Genomic DNA, 16,339 nt, shown 5'->3' with positions numbered 1-16,339 from the left:
GAGTGAGTATGGAAAATCTACTGGCGCTGACCCTGGCTGACGAAACGCCTGAGCAGAGTGAGGGGGAGGGCCCCTCATTCCACTGGCGCTGGTTGGGGCGCGGAGTGCTTGAGCTGACGCCGACTGCAAAAAGCGATCTGTCACTGCTGCTCTCAACGGGGATTCATGGGAATGAAACGGCACCCGTTGAGATTGTCGATCTGCTGTTGCGCGCGTTGTATCGCGGAGATATCACCCTTAAGTGTCGTGTGCTGGTGGTGCTCGGCAACCCGCCAGCGCTGGCACAAAACAAACGGTATCTGGTGAGTGATATTAACCGTATGTTCGGTGGCCGCTGGTCGCAATTTCCACAGAGTGACGAAACGGCGCGGGCAGAGTGGCTGGAGAACGTCGTGAGCGCGTTTTTTGCCGCTGCGGGGCCTGCGCGTTGGCATCTGGATCTGCATACGGCGATCCGCGCGTCTTACCATGTTCGCTTTGGTGTTCTGCCGCAGCGTAATCAGCCGTGGGATGAAGCGTTCCTGAGTTGGCTGGGGGACGCCGGACTGGAGGCGCTGGTCTTTCATCAGTCACCGGGCGGAACGTTTACCCATTTTACCTGCGAACATTTCGCTGCGCTGGCGTGTACGCTGGAGCTGGGAAAAGCACTCCCGTTCGGCGAGAACGATCTAACCCGCTTTGCGCCTACGCATCTTGCCCTTAGGGCACTGCTGGGAGGAACAACACCTGAGCATGTGCATCAGCCCGTTGAGCGGTATCGGGTCGTACAGCAGATCACACGCCGCAGCGATGCCTTCCTGCTTCATATGGCCGCACACACGCTTAACTTCACCCCATTCCGTAAAGGTGTCCTGTTGGCGGAAGATGGCGAGGAACGTTATGAAGTACAGAAGACAACCGAATATGTGTTGTTTCCTAACCCGTCAGTGGCGTTTGGTTTGCGAGCCGGGTTGATGCTGGAAAAAATCTCCTGAGTGTTTCCCCTCTCATCCTCTGAGGGGGGAAGTAAAAAACCTTTTCTTAACGATTAAAGCGTTCGTACTTCTTTTGCAGACTATTCCTGGTGAATTGCTTTATTATTAATCTTCACTTCGCTATACTTCCACCAAGTTGTTTTAAAATCAGTATATTGATTATTTTTTTGTTGCAACTCTCCACGCTTTATTCTTATTTCCTCCATATTTGGCGAAAATTTGTTTTTTACACTTTCATTGTTTTACCGTTGCTCTGACTAATTGACGATAAAGCCCGTAAAGTTAATCTCGTCAACACGGCATAGCGCCGAAGAAAAACTGAAAGAAAGGAAATAAATTATGCGTAAACTTACTGCACTGTTTGTTGCTTCTACCCTGGCTCTGGGCGCTACCAGCATGGCGTTCGCCGCAGATACTGCGACCACTGCACCTGCCGCGCCTGCTGAAGGCAAAATGATGATGCATCATAAAGGCCCAGGTATGCACAACGAGATGATGATGTTCAAAGATCTGAACCTGACGGATGCGCAGAAGCAGCAGATCCGCGATATCAGAAAAAGTCAGCGCGACGAAATGAAGCGTCCGTCGCTTGAAGAGCGTCGCGCGATGCATGAGATCATCGCCAGCGATAGCTTCGATAAGGCGAAAGCTGAAGCGCAGATTGACAAAATGGCTGAGCAGCACAAAGCCCGCATGCTGGCTCACATGGAAACCCAGAATAAGATCTACAACATTCTGACTCCGGAACAGAAAAAACAATTTAATGCGAATTTTGAGAAGCGTCTGACAGAACGTCCGGCGATGGAAGGTAAAATGCCAGCACCAACCGAATAATCGGTTCAACATCTTAAGACCGCCGGGATCCTGTCCACAAAAGCGCTACCGCTGTGGACAGGACCGGCGGTTTTTCTTTCCTTCCCTCTTGTCTGCCGCCGTGGGCGCGGTATGCTCCTGTAGTCGCTTCAGAGAATGCTCGCAGAGTCATGACGTTAGAATTTTTATTAACGTTCCGTTAATGCCTGCCCGCTCTGCTGCCGATACTGTGTCTGTGGATCCCTAACGATAACAAACAAGACAGCAACGATAGCAATATCCTTGCCCTGGTACAGGTTGTGCCATTCAGGAGTTGTGATGGAGTACTTTGATATCCGTAAGATGCCGGTCAGTCTTTGGCGCAATGGTGCTGGCGAAACGCGAGAAATTTGTTGTTTTCCTCCCGCTACGCGGGATTTTTTCTGGCGTGCAAGTATTGCGACTATCGCCAGCAACGGTGAATTCTCCTCTTTTCCCGGTGTTGACCGGGTGATTACGTTACTGGAAGGGGGGGAGGTGACGCTGGATGCCGGTCAGGCATTTTGCCATACCCTGAAACAGCATCAGCCTTACAGCTTTCCTGGCGATCTACCGGTAAAAGCACTGTTGGCGGATGGAAGGATGGCAATGGATTTCAACATCATGACCCGGCGCGATTGCTGTCAGGCAAAAGTTCGTGTTGCTGACCGTACTTTTACCACCTTTGGTTCCCGGGGCGGCGTGGTGTTCGTGTTAAGTGGCGCGTGGCAGTTAGGTGATAAATTGCTGACAGCCGATCAGGGAGCATTCTGGGAAGAGGGCACCCATACACTCCGTCTGCTGGAGTCTGAGGGCACCTTATTGTTCAGTGAAATTAACTGGCTGCCGGGTCACTCAGCACAATGATCTCATATTTGCCGGTTAATACCGGCTTACAGAGTATCTTGTAGCCGTCATGATCGAATCCGGCGGGTGTGCGTAACAAGGTTGTTGCGTCGTTTATATTGTCAACGGCGCCCAGCCAAAGCCAGTTATTGATAATGTGATACTGGGTCATCGCTTCACCCACTTCCTTTAGTGCAACGGCACTTTCCCACGGCCAGCAGGCGACACTGATGGCCGCCAGCCCGCTGAGAAGCCGGGCATGATGTTCCTCAACGCTTTCTTTCCCACAGCAAGCACCTGCGCAGCGCTTCAGCGCAGCTCGGAAGCAGGCGCGCCCACGGGTGGTTGCCTCCAGCCCCAACAGGCTGTAACAAAGCTGTAAATCATCCGCCAGCGTTTGCAGAGCCTGAAGTGCCGCACGTTTATTTGCGAATAAGCCGTAGAGATTTGGGGCATGTGAAAAGTCGACTTCACGTGCGTAGACAATCTGCGGTTTGCCTGCGGTTATCTGCAGGGAGCAAAGCTGACGATTGCGGCGCAAGCGTTTATTGAACAGCGGTTGTTGTTCTTTGATCAGTCGGGCTTCAAGCAACAACGCGCCCATTTCTCCTGCGGTCTGAACCCAGGTAATGCGTCGTGACTGGCGCAGCATGGCGGCCTCGTCCGGCGTACGGAGATGGGATAATACCCGGCTGCGAATATTGACGCTTTTACCGATATAGAGTGGCAGGGTGTCACTCTCACCGTGAAAGATGTACACGCCTGGCTGTTTAGGCAGCGCCTCCAGCCATGGGCGAAGGTGTTCGGGATATTCGTAGATAGCCGCCGCTTCAAACTCAAGACGCGGGGCGGATTGACGCCTGCTCACATACCACTCCCTATACTGTTCATGTATACAGTGTAGCAGGAGTGTGGTGGTTAAAAAAGAGCCGGGTGGCGGCTACGCCTTACCCGGCCTATATAATGTGGGTTACCGTTTTGCTTTTATTTTTTCCAGAAGTCGTCAAATACGGTAATTGGCGGGCGACGCTTGTGCTCTGTTTTCAGGTACCAGCCTTCGATGATTTTCGCGGTACCTTCATCCAGTTTTTTGCCTTCCAGATAATCATCAATGTTGTCATAGGTGACACCAAGCGCCGCTTCATCCGGCAGGGAAGGGCGATCGTCTTCCAGATCCGCCGTTGGCGCTTTCTTATACAGATGCTCAGGGCAGCCCAGCGCGGCCAGCAGTTGCTTACCCTGACGCTTGTTCAGACGGAAGATGGGGTTGATGTCGGTGCCGCCGTCGCCATATTTGGTGAAGAAACCGGTGATTGCTTCTGCCGCATGGTCGGTTCCAACAACTACACCTTTGGTCATCCCGGCGATGCTGTACTGCGCTTTCATGCGCTCGCGGGCTTTCTCGTTCCCACGAACAAAATCACTCAATTCTATGCCGGCTTCGCGCAGCGCCTGCTCGCTTGCCAGCACGGAGCCTTTAATATTCACGGTAAGCACGCGGTCCGGCTGAATGAACGTGATGGCATCCTGGCAATCCTGCTCGTCTGCCTGTACGCCATACGGAAGACGCACGGCGATAAACTGCAGTTTCTCATCACCGGTCTCTTCGCGAAGCTCTGAAATTGCCATCTGGCAGAGTTTACCGGTCAGGGTAGAGTCCTGGCCCCCGCTGATGCCCAGCACCAGGGATTTCAGGAAAGGGTTCGTTTTTAAATAAGCTTTTAAAAAATCCACGCTGCGGCGGATCTCTTCATGTGCATTGACCGCAGGCTTCGCGCCCAGCGCCTGAATAATCTCTTGTTGCAGAGCCATCATGCCCTCCGTATGCAGAACATAAACCGAAAGTATTTACTGCTAAAACTAACCCTTTGGGCGAGAAACGACAAGGATCACAGTTTTGAGTGCGCTAATTTGCGGCGATTTAGCAGGTTATCATTGTTTTATTAGAATTTTCCGAAATTCCTCTGGCGTAATTCACAAAGTTGAACAATCGTACTTTTTATTCCATGCTTAGATAACACGCTGATAAACAAGAGGACGGAATATGAACAAGAACGTAGCAGGAATTCTTAGCGCAGCGGCAGTACTGACTATGCTGGCAGGGTGTACAGCTTACGATCGCACCAAAGATCAGTTCACACAGCCAGTGGTTAAAGATGTCAAAAAAGGCATGACCCGTTCGCAGGTGGCTGCGATTGCCGGTAAACCTTCTTCTGAAGTGACCATGATCCATGCGAAAGGAACCTGCCAGACCTATATCCTGGGTCAACGTGATGGTAAGGCAGAGACCTACTTTGTCGCCCTGGATGATACCGGCCATGTTATTAACTCCGGCTATCAGACCTGTGCTGAATACGACACCGATCCGCAGGCACCTAAGGCGTAACAACCCTGCTTACCTGAGGATGTTAACAAACCGACCTGCGGGTCGGTTTTTTTATGCATATAAAAATCTTATTTCTTTGCGCGAATTATTTGCCCGAAATGTGAAGGGAGTCAACAAGCCAGGTCAATGAGAGACAATTTCAGTCTGTTCAGAATTATCTCCTGTCTGTACCATTGCGTATACTCACTCCAACGACAAACAACAATACGCAAGCTACCTGTCTGCCGGGACAGCGAGTCGAGTGATAGCAAGATGGCAGGTAGTCATACAAGAGGGAAATTATGATGGAAAAGAAACATATTTACCTGTTCTGCTCAGCGGGCATGTCAACCTCGCTTCTGGTGTCAAAGATGCGTGCACAAGCTGAAAAGTATGAAGTCCCTGTGGTGATTGAAGCGTTTCCTGAGACGCTGGCGGGCGAAAAAGGCCAGAAAGCCGACGTCGTTTTACTGGGGCCGCAAATCGCCTATATGTTACCCGAAATTCAACGACTGTTACCGAATAAACCGGTCGAAGTGATCGACTCAGGGCTGTACGGCAAGATTGATGGTTTAGGTGTACTGAAAGCTGCTGTGGCAGCCATTAAAAAAGCTGCTAATTAATTTTTATTTTTCCCGTCAAAGAGTTATTTCACACACAATACGCCGTAACTTGTGTTGCGGCATTTAAGGGTATTTTCCTATGAGTAAAGTCATCGCTTCACTTGAAAAGGTACTCCTTCCTTTTGCTGTTAAAATAGGAAAGCAGCCTCACGTTAATGCCATCAAAAACGGCTTTATTAAATTAATGCCGTTGACGCTGGCCGGGGCAATGTTCGTTTTAATTAACAACGTTTTTCTGAGCTTTGGTGAAGGTTCCTTCTTTTATTCATTAGGAATTCGGTTAGACGCTTCGACTATTGAAACCCTTAACGGTTTTAAAGCCATCGGCGGCAACGTCTATAACGGGACGTTAGGTATTATGTCGCTGATGGCGCCTTTCTTTATAGGGATGGCGCTGGCTGAAGAGCGGAAAGTGGATCCACTGGCCGCTGGTTTATTATCCGTTGCCGCATTTATGACCGTGACTCCTTACAGTGTCGGTGAAGCGTATGCAGTAGGCGCCAACTGGCTGGGCGGAGCTAACATCATCTCCGGTATTGTTATCGGGCTGGTGGTGGCGGAGATGTTCACCTTTATTATTCGTCGAAACTGGGTTATCCGTTTGCCAGATAGCGTTCCGGCTTCGGTTTCTCGTTCATTTTCCGCGTTGATTCCAGGCTTCATTATTCTTTCCATCATGGGGATTATCGCCTGGGCGCTTTCTCACTGGGGCACTAACTTCCATCAGATCATCATGGACTCTATCTCTACGCCGCTGGCGTCAATGGGTGGAGTGGTCGGTTGGGCGTATGTGATTTTCACTTCTCTGCTGTGGTTCTTTGGCGTGCATGGTTCACTGGCACTGGCTGCGCTGGACAGCGGGATTATGACCCCATGGGCACTGGAAAACGTTGCACTTTACCAGCAGTACGGCTCCGTTGACGCGGCGCTGGCAGCGGGTAAAACCTTCCATGTGTGGGCGAAGCCGATGCTTGACTCCTATATCTTCCTGGGCGGTACCGGGGCGACCTTGGGTCTGATCATCGCGGTCTTTATTGTCTCTCGTCGTGCTGACTACCGTCAGGTGGCCAAACTGGCGCTGCCTTCAGGTATCTTCCAGATTAACGAACCGATCCTGTTTGGTCTGCCAATCATCATGAACCCGGTGATGTTCATCCCGTTCATTCTGATTCAGCCGCTGCTGGCAGCCATTACCCTGACGGCCTATTACATGGGGATCATTCCACCCATCACCAACATTGCACCATGGACAATGCCGGCGGGTCTGGGCGCGTTCTTCAACACCAACGGTAGCGTGGCGGCCTTCCTGCTGGCGATATTCAACCTCGGGATTGCAACACTGCTTTACATGCCATTCGTGGCGATTGCGAACAAAGCAGCAACCATCATTGATGAAGAAGAGAGCGAAGAGGATATTGCCCTCTCACTGAAATTCTAAGATTGACCGGCGCGGGGAAACCCGCGCCAGCCACAAGGAGCTTAAACATGTTAGATTTGGATAGTATTGTTGCAGAAGAAAGCGCAGAGAACGATCTCGAAGAAGTGGTGATGGGGCTCATCATCAATTCCGGACAAGCCCGCAGCCTGGCCTATGCTGCCCTCAAGCAGGCTAAACAGGGTGATTTCGTCGCCGCGAAAACCATGATGGATCAGTCCCGTACGGCGCTGAATGAAGCGCACCTGGTGCAGACGAAGCTCATCGAAGGTGACCAGGGGGAAGGGAAGATGAAGGTTAGCCTGGTGCTGGTACACGCACAGGATCATCTGATGACGTCGATGCTGGCACGCGAGCTGGTGGCGGAGTTAATTGAGCTTCACGAGAAAATGCAGTAAGTCAGGTCAGGCAGCAGGAGGTCAGCACGATGGAAATTAAAACCGCACTTGAGCAGCAACTGTTTAATGGCAAGAATTTTCACGTGGTCATTTACAACAAAACGGAGAGCGCCAGCGGTCTGCACCAGCATGACTACTATGAGTTCACGATTGTTCTGACCGGCCGCTACTACCAGGAAATCAACGGTAAGCGCGTCCTGCTTGAACGGGGAGATTTTGTCTTCCTGCCGATGGGATCCTATCACCAGAGTTTCTACGAATTTGGTGCCACACGCATTCTGAATGTGGGCGTCAGCAGACGCTTCTTTGAGAAGCACTATCTGCCGCTGGTACCGTTCTGCTTTGTGGCATCACAGGTCTATCGCGTCAAAAACGAGTTTATGACCTGGATTGAAACGGTTATCGCCTCGCTTAACTTCCGCGACAATGAATTTGATGAGTTTATTGAAACGGTGACATTCTATGTGATGAACCGGCTGCGCCATCATCGCGAAGAGCAGCAGGTGACGGATGATGTTCCGCAATGGCTGCGCGGTACTGTGGAACTGATGCACGATAAAGGGCAGTTTAGTGAAAATGCGCTGGAGAATATGGTTTCACTGTCGGGAAAATCGCAGGAATATCTGACTCGCGCGACACAGCGTTATTATCGTAAAACACCTGTGCAAATTATTAATGAAATCCGCATTAATTTTGCCAAAAAACAGCTGGAAATTACCAACTATTCTGTCACCGATATTGCTTACGAATCCGGATACAGTAGCCCCAGTCTGTTTATTAAAACCTTTAAGAAATTGACATCGTTCACCCCGAACAGTTACCGGAAAAACTTGACGGTAATTAATTAACTTTCGGCGGATTTACCCGCCACGAATATTGCCTTGATTGCTTGCCCAAATAGCGGGAAGAGTACGCTATACCTTGCAGGCGATTAACCTGATACGCTAAGGGAGATATTATGCAAAAGAAATTAAAAGTCGTAACTATTGGTGGCGGCAGCAGTTATACCCCGGAATTACTTGAAGGTTTCCTGAAACGTTATCATGAATTACCGGTTAGCGAGTTATGGCTGGTTGACGTTGAGGAAGGCCAGGAGAAACTGAATATTATTTTCGACCTGTGCAAGCGCATGGTTGAGAAAGCCGGTGTGCCTTTAACCATGCATAAAACCCTGGACCGTCGACTGGCGCTGAAAGATGCGGATTTCGTTACCACCCAGCTACGCGTGGGTCAGTTAAAGGCACGTGAACTGGACGAACGCATTCCACTGAGTCACGGTTATCTGGGACAAGAGACCAACGGCGCGGGCGGCCTGTTCAAAGGTTTGCGTACCATCCCAGTCATTTTCGACATTATCAAGGATGTCGAAGAGATTTGCCCGAACGCATGGGTGATTAACTTTACTAACCCGGCCGGGATGGTGACCGAGGCGGTCTACCGCCATACGGGTTTCAAACGCTTTATCGGCGTCTGTAATATTCCGATTGGCATGAAGATGTTTATCCGCGATGTTCTGGAACTGACCGACAATGACGATCTCTCCATCGATCTGTTCGGCCTGAACCACATGGTGTTTATCAAAGATGTCATTGTGAACGGAAAATCGCGCTTTGCCGAACTGCTCGACGGCGTGGCTTCCGGCCGCCTGACCGCGGCGTCAGTGAAAAACATCTTTGACCTGCCATTCAGTGAAGGGCTGATCCGCTCGCTGAATCTGCTGCCATGCTCGTACCTGCTTTACTACTTTAAGCAGAAAGAGATGCTGGCTATCGAAATGGGCGAGTACTATAAGGGCGGCGCGCGTGCTCAGATAGTCCAGAAAGTGGAGAAGCAGCTGTTCGATTTGTATAAAGATCCGAACCTGAACGTCAAACCGAAAGAGCTGGAGCAGCGCGGCGGGGCATATTACTCCGATGCAGCATGTGAAGTTATCAATGCCATTTACAACGATAAGCAAGCGGAGCATTACGTTAATGTGCCGCATCATGGCCATATCGACAACATTCCGGCTGACTGGGCCATCGAAATGACCTGTATTCTGGGGCGTGATGGGGCGAAACCACATCCGCGCATCACTCACTTTGATGACAAAGTCATGGGCCTGATTCACACCATCAAAGGATTTGAAGTGGCTGCCAGTCATGCGGCGTTAAGCGGTGAGCTTAATGACGTGCTGCTGGCGCTGAACCTCAGCCCGCTGGTCCATTCTGATCGCGATGCGGAGCAACTGGCCAGTGAAATGATTCTGGCGCATGAAAAATGGTTGCCGAACTTTGCTGCAACAATAGAGAAGCTGAAGTTCAAACACCGTTAAGGGGATGCGCAATGGAAAACCTGCTGATCGTCAATGCTGATGATTTTGGTCTCTCCAGAGGTCAAAACTACGGCATTATTGAAGCCTGCCGTCGGGGGATCGTAACCTCTACAACGGCACTGGTTAATGGTGAAGCTGTTGAACACGCGGCGCAGTTGAGCCGCGACGTTCCGGCGCTGGGCGTCGGCATGCACTTTGTGTTGACACTTGGGATGCCGCTTTCGCAGATGCCAGGTCTGACTCGCGACGGACAGCTGGGTAAGTGGATTTGGGAACTGGCGGAGCAGGATGCTCTGCCGCTCGAAGAAATTACCCGTGAGCTGGACTGTCAGTTCAACCGCTTTGTTGATGTGTTTGGCAAGGAGCCGACGCACATAGACAGTCACCATCACGTGCATATGATCCCGGCAATTTTCCCAATTGTCGCAGAGTTTGCGCGACGCAAAGGGGTAGCAATGCGCGTGGATCGTGACGTGCAGGTGCTGCACGGCTTGTCATTCTTCTCTGTGCCCACAACGGACGGATTCAGTAGTGCGTTTTACGGCGAAGAGATCAGTGAAGCACTGTTCCTGAAAGTGCTGGATGATTCAGCCGCCCGAGGTGAAAAGTCGGTGGAAGTGATGGCGCACCCTGCTTTTGTTGATAACACGGTACGCAAGAGCGCCTACTGCTGGCCTCGACTGGCGGAACTGGATGTGCTGACGTCGGCATCGCTCAAGTATGCGATTGCCGAGCGCGGATATCGCTTGGGAACGTTCAGGGATCTGTAAGAAGTGCCGGGTGGCGGTTTCGCCTTACCCGGCATTTTTTACGCCGGGATCTGGTCAATCTTACTGCTGCGTGACCAGACGCGATGAACAGCGAGCAAATCAAACAGTTTCGTCATAAACGCGTCATTGACGTTATCGCCCTCCACAATGCCATCCTCACCCTGATCCGCCACCTTCAACTGCGCTTTAAACTGTCGTGCATCGCCTGATAGCGCGATCGGTTTAAGGTGTTTATAGGCTTCCAGCAAGTAATAGACGGCGTCACCGTTGGTCAGCAGGCTGTTAATATCCCCGCACGGCACAATTACCGCATCGACGGTTAGCGATGGCGCACCGGCAAAGGTCGCCGCTACCGGCAGCACAGAGCCGTCATCGGCGGTCACTTCCCCCATGCGGGAATAAAGCAGTTTCGCATGCACGCCCTGGGTTTTCAGCGCCTGCATAATTCCCAGCACATCACTGGCGCGGGTTTTATCATTCAGCAGAATGGCGACCACGCGGCCTTTAATTGAGCCACCCGGCACTGCATACAGACTCAGTGACGGATCTTTTTTCACCCCATTAACCGCTTTTGGCGGCGCCAGGTTGCGTTGGTCATCGGTGAGCGTAATACCCAGGTTATCGGCTACGCTCTGAGCAAGCTGAATATCAATATGCGCCAGCTGATCGACCACGCGCTCGCGGATATAGGTGCGCACCACTTTGCTGAGCTCAAAGCTGAAGCCGCCGATAATGTGCTGCTGCTCAATCGGCGTCTGGCTGTTCCAGAACAGGCGAGGGTGGGCGTAATACTCGCCAAACGATGGGCTGCGCTCGCGAATTTTGTTGCCATCAATACGCTCCTGATACGATTCGAATCCACCGCGTTTCGACCCGGGTGGGGTTTCGCGCGGCCAGTTATCGTTGATGGAGTTCGGTTCATAGTTCGCCGGGTTGGTATCAATATCCTGACGGTGCATCCCGTCCCGCTGGAAGTTGTGGTACGGACAGGTTGGACGGTTAATCGGGATTTCGTGGAAATTTGGTCCACCAAGACGGCTGATCTGCGTATCGGTATATGAGAACAGGCGTCCCTGCAAGAGCGGATCGTTGGTGAAGTCCAGCCCCGGCACGATATGCCCCGGGTGGAACGCGGCCTGTTCGTTTTCGGCGAAGAAATTATCCGGGTTGCGGTTGAGCACCATTTTACCCACCAGTTGAACCGGCACCAGCTCCTCCGGGATCAGTTTGGTCGGGTCAAGGAGATCGAAATCGAACTTGCATTCGTCCTCTTCCGGAATGAGCTGCAGGCCCAGTTCGTATTCCGGGAAATCGCCCGCTTCAATGGACTCCCACAGCTCGCGGCGATGGAAGTCCGGATCGCGTCCGGTGAGCTTCTGCGCTTCGTCCCACACCAGTGAGGCTTTACCCGCCACCGGCTTCCAGTGGAAACGGACAAACGTAGCCTTACCTTCGGAGTTGATCAGACGGAAAGTGTGGATGCCGAATCCTTCCATGGTGCGATAGCTGCGCGGAATGCCCCTGTCGGACATCGCCCACATCACGTTGTGTAAGGTTTCCGGCTGCAGGGAGACATAGTCCCAGAAGGTGTCGTGCGCACTTTGTCCCTGCGGTATGGCCCAATGGGGCTCCGGTTTTACCGCATGGACAAAGTCAGGAAATTTATGCGCATCCTGAATGAAGAACACGGGGGTGTTATTGCCCACCAGATCGAAAATACCCTCTTCGGTATAAAATTTGGTGGCAAAGCCACGGATATCTCGTACGGTGTCTGCTGAACCCGCGCCACCCTGTACGGTGGAGAAACGCACAAACACCGGTGTGATTTTATCCGGGTCGGAGAGGAAATCCGCTTTGGTGATCGCTTTCAGACTCTTATAGGGCTGAAAGTAGCCGTGGGCCGCGGAACCGCGCGCGTGGACGATGCGTTCCGGTATCCGTTCGTGGTCAAAATGAGTGATTTTTTCCCGCAGGATAAAATCTTCCAGCAGGGTCGGCCCGCGTGCGCCTGCGCGAAGGGAGTTCTGATCGTCAGCAATGCGCACCCCCTGATTGGTGGTGAGCGCAAAACCTTCGCCGCCTTTACGGTGTGGCTCAAGAGATTTCAGCTTCTCATTTCCCGTGTCCGGTGATTTTATGCTTCCCGGTGCGGTAGGTTGTTCGCCTGGAGCAGAAGGGCCAGGTGAGGGGCGGTGAGAGCCGTCAGCAGGGGCGAGAGAGTCCATCCCCGGTTGAGATTCTTCAGTGCCATGAATCGGTGATAGATGTGTTTTATCTTTGTTCGACATTGCACGATTCTCCTTGATTCATTGCTAAAAGACCTTTTAAGGATAGGACAATGTCGCAGGATGGTTTGCTAACTAAGAGTTTTCACATACCGCCATTAACGAAAGGAGTCATCTCACCCACTCGGGGCGCGACGGAAGGTAGCAGGATCGGCTATCATAGAATTTTCCTGCTTCAAGAATTTGTTTTAGTGAACCAGCCGCTTATGAAACCTCTTCGTCAACAAAACCGCCAGGTTATTAGCTATGTGCCCCGCGTTGAACCCGCGCCGCCTGACCATGCCCTGAAAGTGGAGGGTTTTCGCGACGTCTGGCAGTTGCGGGGGAAATATGTTGCGTTTGTCCTGATCGGCGAACATTTCCGTCGTTCACCTACTTTTACAGTGCCGGAATCCGCGCAACGGTGGGCGATGCAGATCCGCCAGGATGAAGAGGTTGAAGAATAACAGCCATAAAAAAACCGCCATCAGGCGGTTTTTTTATTTGTCAGTGTTTAACGGTGCGCCAGTTCGACGTCGTCTTCACTTTCCAGAATCGCTTTGTCAGTCTGCTTCAGCCACTGGCTGGTCAGCGTACCGGCTGTCATTGAGCCGCTTACGTTCAGCGCAGTACGGCCCATGTCGATCAGCGGTTCAACGGAGATCAGCAGCGCGACCAGCGTTACCGGCAGTCCCAGTGCAGGCAGCACAATCAGCGCGGCGAAGGTTGCGCCACCACCAACACCCGCAACGCCTGCGGAACTTACGGTCACAATACCAACCAGTGTAGCAATCCAGACTGGATCAAGTGGGTTGATACCCACGGTTGGCGCAACCATCACCGCCAGCATCGCCGGGTAGAGACCCGCACAACCGTTCTGACCGATGGTGGCACCAAAAGAGGCTGAGAAGCTGGCGATAGACTCTGGCACGCCCAGACGGCGGGTCTGTGCTTCAACGTTCAGCGGAATAGACGCGGCGCTGGAACGACTGGTGAAAGCAAAGGTCAGTACCGGCCAGACTTTACGGAAGTATTTCAGCGGGCTAACGCCGTTCACACCCAGCAGGATACCGTGCACCACAAACATAATGCCCAGACCCAGGTATGAGGCAATCACAAAACTACCCAGCTTGATGATGTCCTGCAGGTTAGAGCCCGCAACCACTTTGGTCATCAGTGCCAGAACGCCATAAGGGGTTAACTGCATTACCAGACGAACCAGCTTCATCACCCAGCTTTGCAGGGTATCGATAGCGGTCAGCACGCGTTCACCTTTTGGTGCATCGTCTTTCAGCAGTTTAAGTGCCGCCACACCCAGGAACGCGGCGAAAATAACCACGCTGATGATGGAAGTTGGGTTGGCGCCGGTCAGGTCAGCAAACGGGTTCTTCGGAATGAAGGAGAGCACCATTTGCGGCACGGTGAGGTCAGCTACTTTCCCCACGTAGTTAGTTTGAATCGCGGTCAGACGCGCTGTTTCAGCCGTTCCCTGAACCAGCCCTTCGGCAGTCAGGCCGAACAGGTTGGTGACCAGTACACCAACCAGCGCTGCAATCAGCGTGGTAAACAGCAGCGTACCAATGGTCAGGAAGCTGATTTTCCCCAGTTGGGTCGCGTTATGCAGGCGGGCAACGGCACTCAGAATAGAGGCAAACACCAGTGGCATAACAATCATCTGCAGCAGCTGGACATAGCCGTTACCGACAATGTTGAACCACTGAATGGAATCTTTCAGAACTGGATTGTCGGAGCCATAAATCGCCTGTAATGCCAGACCAAATACAACACCCATGACCAGACCAACCAGTACTTTTTTCGCCAGACTCCACTGTTTGTGGCGCGCCTGCGCGAGAAGCAATAGCAATACAACGAACACAACGACGTTCGCGATGAGTGGAAAATTCATCCCCGTTCTCCTGATTTATTATGGGGTCGGTTTTTACCGATCCTGTTGGCGGAAGGTTAGCAGAAGTGTGATGTAGCGCTTATATCCAAATGGAATGGGTTATGACAAATGAGATAGTTTTGTCTGTTTACTGTTCAATCTGGTGATGAATAAAACGATTGAACTGAAATTGCAGCGAATTAATCATCTGGGAAGACCAGCGGACTGCACTGTTTTCGGGCAATGTTTGCGGCATCCAGACAGCATAGGCAAACAGTGCCATGCACAATACGCGCTCAAGCTGGTTACCTTTCTGCGGTGCAAGGATGGGAAAACGGAAACGCCAGCGGCAAGGCCAAAGCAGCGGCACGCCCGCAGGCGTTAGCATATCGGCGAGAATATGGCTTAAATAGCCCAGCACCATCCCCTGGATGGCATCCGCAGGGACAATCCAGCTTTCGGGCACTTTTAAGTAAAAGAGCGTCAGCAGGCCAAACACGGCCAGCAGGCTGTGTGTAAACCCCCGGTGGCCGAATGCGCGGGCGATGGGTTTCGAGACCCACTTCAGGCGTTGCCCAAGAAAGGATTTGGGGTGGTCTATGTCGGGCAGCAAACAGGTTAATACGGCGGAAGGGACAATATGCCACCAGTCCCCCTGCGCCAGCACGGGGGTAAGTTCAGCGTTTTTGGCAAATACTGCGCACGCAATAGAAAAAAGCAGGTGGCCTTCCGCCGTCATGATAAAACCCACAAAACTGTCAATTCATACAGTATAGGGTTTTTATACAGTAGGCGGAAGAGGTGACGGTGTAACTGTTTGTCACAAACCCAACGCAGGCATTAACCGCCCTGAAGGTGATGCGTCGTCAACCCGACCAGTGAAGTAAGCTTCACATCGGCAAGGGCAAACCGGGGATCGTGGCGGGTTTCTTCAGCAGGCACCACAATGGAGCGCATACGTGCGGCTTTCGATGCCACCATACCGTTTACGGAGTCTTCCAGCGCAACGCAGTTGAGCGGATCAAGACCCAGCTTAGCGGCACAGTCCAGATAGACCTGCGGGTGCGGCTTGCTGTAAGGTAATTTTTCCGCTGATGCCAGCGCGTCGAAACTGTCGCGCAGTTCAAACATGATGAGCACTTTTTCCAGCATATGCAGCGGTGAAGCAGAGGCCAGACCGACTTTCAGCCCCTGAGCTTTACACAGTGCGACGGCTTCACGAACGCCAGGCAGCAGTGGCTTGTTCTCTTCTACCAGCGAGATGGCGCGGCTGATAATGCGTGCGGTCACTTCGTCACGACCCGGGCCGACCCACGGTTGTTGGGCAAACCACAGATCGACGACCATATCAATGCGCAGGCCAAGCGTATCAGGAAGTTCATTACGGCGGCTGATATCCACGCCAAGGCTGGCGATGACGTCCAGTTCGGCGCGATCCCACAACGGTTCGGAATCAATCAGTAATCCATCCATGTCAAAAATTGCGGCAAGAATTTGGCGCGGTGTCGACATCACAACGTCTCCTTATCCAGGGTGTTCGACAGACGATAAGTGCTAAGCACAACCTGCAATTTAGCATATTGCCTTTAAAGATCGGGCGAAATTGATGACCAGCAGGTAGACTTAGGCACAAA

16 protein-coding genes and 1 pseudogene are annotated in these 16,339 nt (G+C 52.1%); 11 read left to right on the top strand and 6 right to left on the bottom strand.

Annotated features, from left to right (window positions below):
* Window positions 1–8 precede the first annotated feature (8 nt).
* The 3 genes from astE (at window position 9) to ves (ending at window position 2,672) form a co-directional block, all read left to right on the top strand.
* Window positions 9–974, top strand: a complete 966-nt coding sequence (gene astE, locus WB237_RS07425) for a succinylglutamate desuccinylase (protein WP_336211946.1) — start codon at window positions 9–11, stop codon at window positions 972–974.
* Window positions 975–1,313: 339 nt separating this feature from the next.
* On the top strand, window positions 1,314–1,808 hold the full coding sequence (gene spy, locus WB237_RS07420) for an ATP-independent periplasmic protein-refolding chaperone Spy (protein ID WP_336211944.1): 495 nt from the start codon (window positions 1,314–1,316) through the stop codon (window positions 1,806–1,808).
* 297 nt (window positions 1,809–2,105) lie between these two features.
* Window positions 2,106–2,672, top strand: a complete 567-nt coding sequence (gene ves / locus WB237_RS07415) for an environmental stress-induced protein Ves (RefSeq protein ID WP_336211942.1) — start codon at window positions 2,106–2,108, stop codon at window positions 2,670–2,672.
* On the opposite strand, the gene cho is transcribed toward ves, so the two are convergent.
* Both cho and nadE read right to left on the bottom strand, forming a co-directional pair.
* Window positions 2,641–3,519: an excinuclease Cho gene (gene cho, locus WB237_RS07410; protein WP_336211940.1), complete on the bottom strand. Its 879-nt coding sequence runs from the start codon at window positions 3,517–3,519 to the stop codon at window positions 2,641–2,643. The genes ves and cho overlap by 32 nt on opposite strands.
* 116 nt (window positions 3,520–3,635) lie before the next feature.
* Complete coding sequence (nadE, locus tag WB237_RS07405; RefSeq protein WP_336213511.1) at window positions 3,636–4,463, bottom strand: ammonia-dependent NAD(+) synthetase; 828 nt, start codon at window positions 4,461–4,463, stop codon at window positions 3,636–3,638.
* 232 nt (window positions 4,464–4,695) lie between these two features.
* Between nadE and osmE the strand changes: the two genes are divergently transcribed.
* The 7 genes and pseudogenes from osmE (at window position 4,696) to chbG (ending at window position 10,556) form a co-directional block, all read left to right on the top strand.
* Window positions 4,696–5,037 (top strand): osmotically-inducible lipoprotein OsmE, encoded by a 342-nt coding sequence (osmE, locus tag WB237_RS07400; RefSeq protein ID WP_008500677.1) that lies wholly within the window; start codon window positions 4,696–4,698, stop codon window positions 5,035–5,037.
* Between the two features lie 284 nt (window positions 5,038–5,321).
* Window positions 5,322–5,639, top strand: a complete 318-nt coding sequence (chbB, locus tag WB237_RS07395) for a PTS N,N'-diacetylchitobiose transporter subunit IIB (protein WP_014883474.1) — start codon at window positions 5,322–5,324, stop codon at window positions 5,637–5,639.
* Window positions 5,640–5,718: 79 nt separating this feature from the next.
* Complete coding sequence (gene chbC, locus WB237_RS07390; RefSeq protein WP_028017210.1) at window positions 5,719–7,077, top strand: PTS N,N'-diacetylchitobiose transporter subunit IIC; 1,359 nt, start codon at window positions 5,719–5,721, stop codon at window positions 7,075–7,077.
* 47 nt (window positions 7,078–7,124) lie between these two features.
* A complete protein-coding gene (chbA, locus tag WB237_RS07385) occupies window positions 7,125–7,472 on the top strand; it encodes a PTS N,N'-diacetylchitobiose transporter subunit IIA (protein ID WP_336211937.1) in 348 nt (115 codons plus the stop codon).
* Between the two features lie 11 nt (window positions 7,473–7,483).
* A pseudogene (chbR, locus tag WB237_RS07380) lies at window positions 7,484–8,320 on the top strand (transcriptional regulator ChbR); the annotation flags it as partial.
* Between the two features lie 110 nt (window positions 8,321–8,430).
* Window positions 8,431–9,786: a 6-phospho-beta-glucosidase gene (locus WB237_RS07375; protein ID WP_336211935.1), complete on the top strand. Its 1,356-nt coding sequence runs from the start codon at window positions 8,431–8,433 to the stop codon at window positions 9,784–9,786.
* A gap of 11 nt (window positions 9,787–9,797) precedes the next feature.
* On the top strand, window positions 9,798–10,556 hold the full coding sequence (chbG, locus tag WB237_RS07370) for a chitin disaccharide deacetylase (protein WP_336211933.1): 759 nt from the start codon (window positions 9,798–9,800) through the stop codon (window positions 10,554–10,556).
* 38 nt (window positions 10,557–10,594) lie between these two features.
* Here the strand turns inward: chbG and katE are convergent, their stop codons facing one another.
* Window positions 10,595–12,844 (bottom strand): catalase HPII, encoded by a 2,250-nt coding sequence (gene katE / locus WB237_RS07365; RefSeq protein WP_336211931.1) that lies wholly within the window; start codon window positions 12,842–12,844, stop codon window positions 10,595–10,597.
* Window positions 12,845–13,032: 188 nt separating this feature from the next.
* On the opposite strand from katE, the gene cedA reads away from it, so the two are divergent.
* Window positions 13,033–13,287 (top strand): cell division activator CedA, encoded by a 255-nt coding sequence (cedA, locus tag WB237_RS07360; protein ID WP_071845469.1) that lies wholly within the window; start codon window positions 13,033–13,035, stop codon window positions 13,285–13,287.
* 47 nt (window positions 13,288–13,334) lie between these two features.
* Here cedA and tcyP read toward each other — a convergent pair whose 3' ends face one another.
* The 3 genes from tcyP to hxpB all read right to left on the bottom strand — a co-directional run bounded on the left by tcyP (window position 13,335) and on the right by hxpB (window position 16,217).
* Complete coding sequence (gene tcyP, locus WB237_RS07355) at window positions 13,335–14,726, bottom strand: cystine/sulfocysteine:cation symporter (protein WP_336211929.1); 1,392 nt, start codon at window positions 14,724–14,726, stop codon at window positions 13,335–13,337.
* A gap of 127 nt (window positions 14,727–14,853) precedes the next feature.
* Window positions 14,854–15,444 (bottom strand): metal-dependent hydrolase, encoded by a 591-nt coding sequence (locus tag WB237_RS07350; protein WP_014883483.1) that lies wholly within the window; start codon window positions 15,442–15,444, stop codon window positions 14,854–14,856.
* A gap of 101 nt (window positions 15,445–15,545) precedes the next feature.
* Window positions 15,546–16,217 (bottom strand): hexitol phosphatase HxpB, encoded by a 672-nt coding sequence (gene hxpB, locus WB237_RS07345; protein ID WP_114979385.1) that lies wholly within the window; start codon window positions 16,215–16,217, stop codon window positions 15,546–15,548.
* Window positions 16,218–16,339: the final 122 nt, after the last annotated feature.

The sequence above is a fragment of the Enterobacter sp. P82 genome (assembly GCF_037053385.1).
Classification (GTDB): Bacteria; Pseudomonadota; Gammaproteobacteria; order Enterobacterales; family Enterobacteriaceae; genus Enterobacter.
The sequence above is the reverse complement of the archived record's forward strand: the minus strand, read 5'-3'. Positions and strand labels throughout refer to the sequence as shown.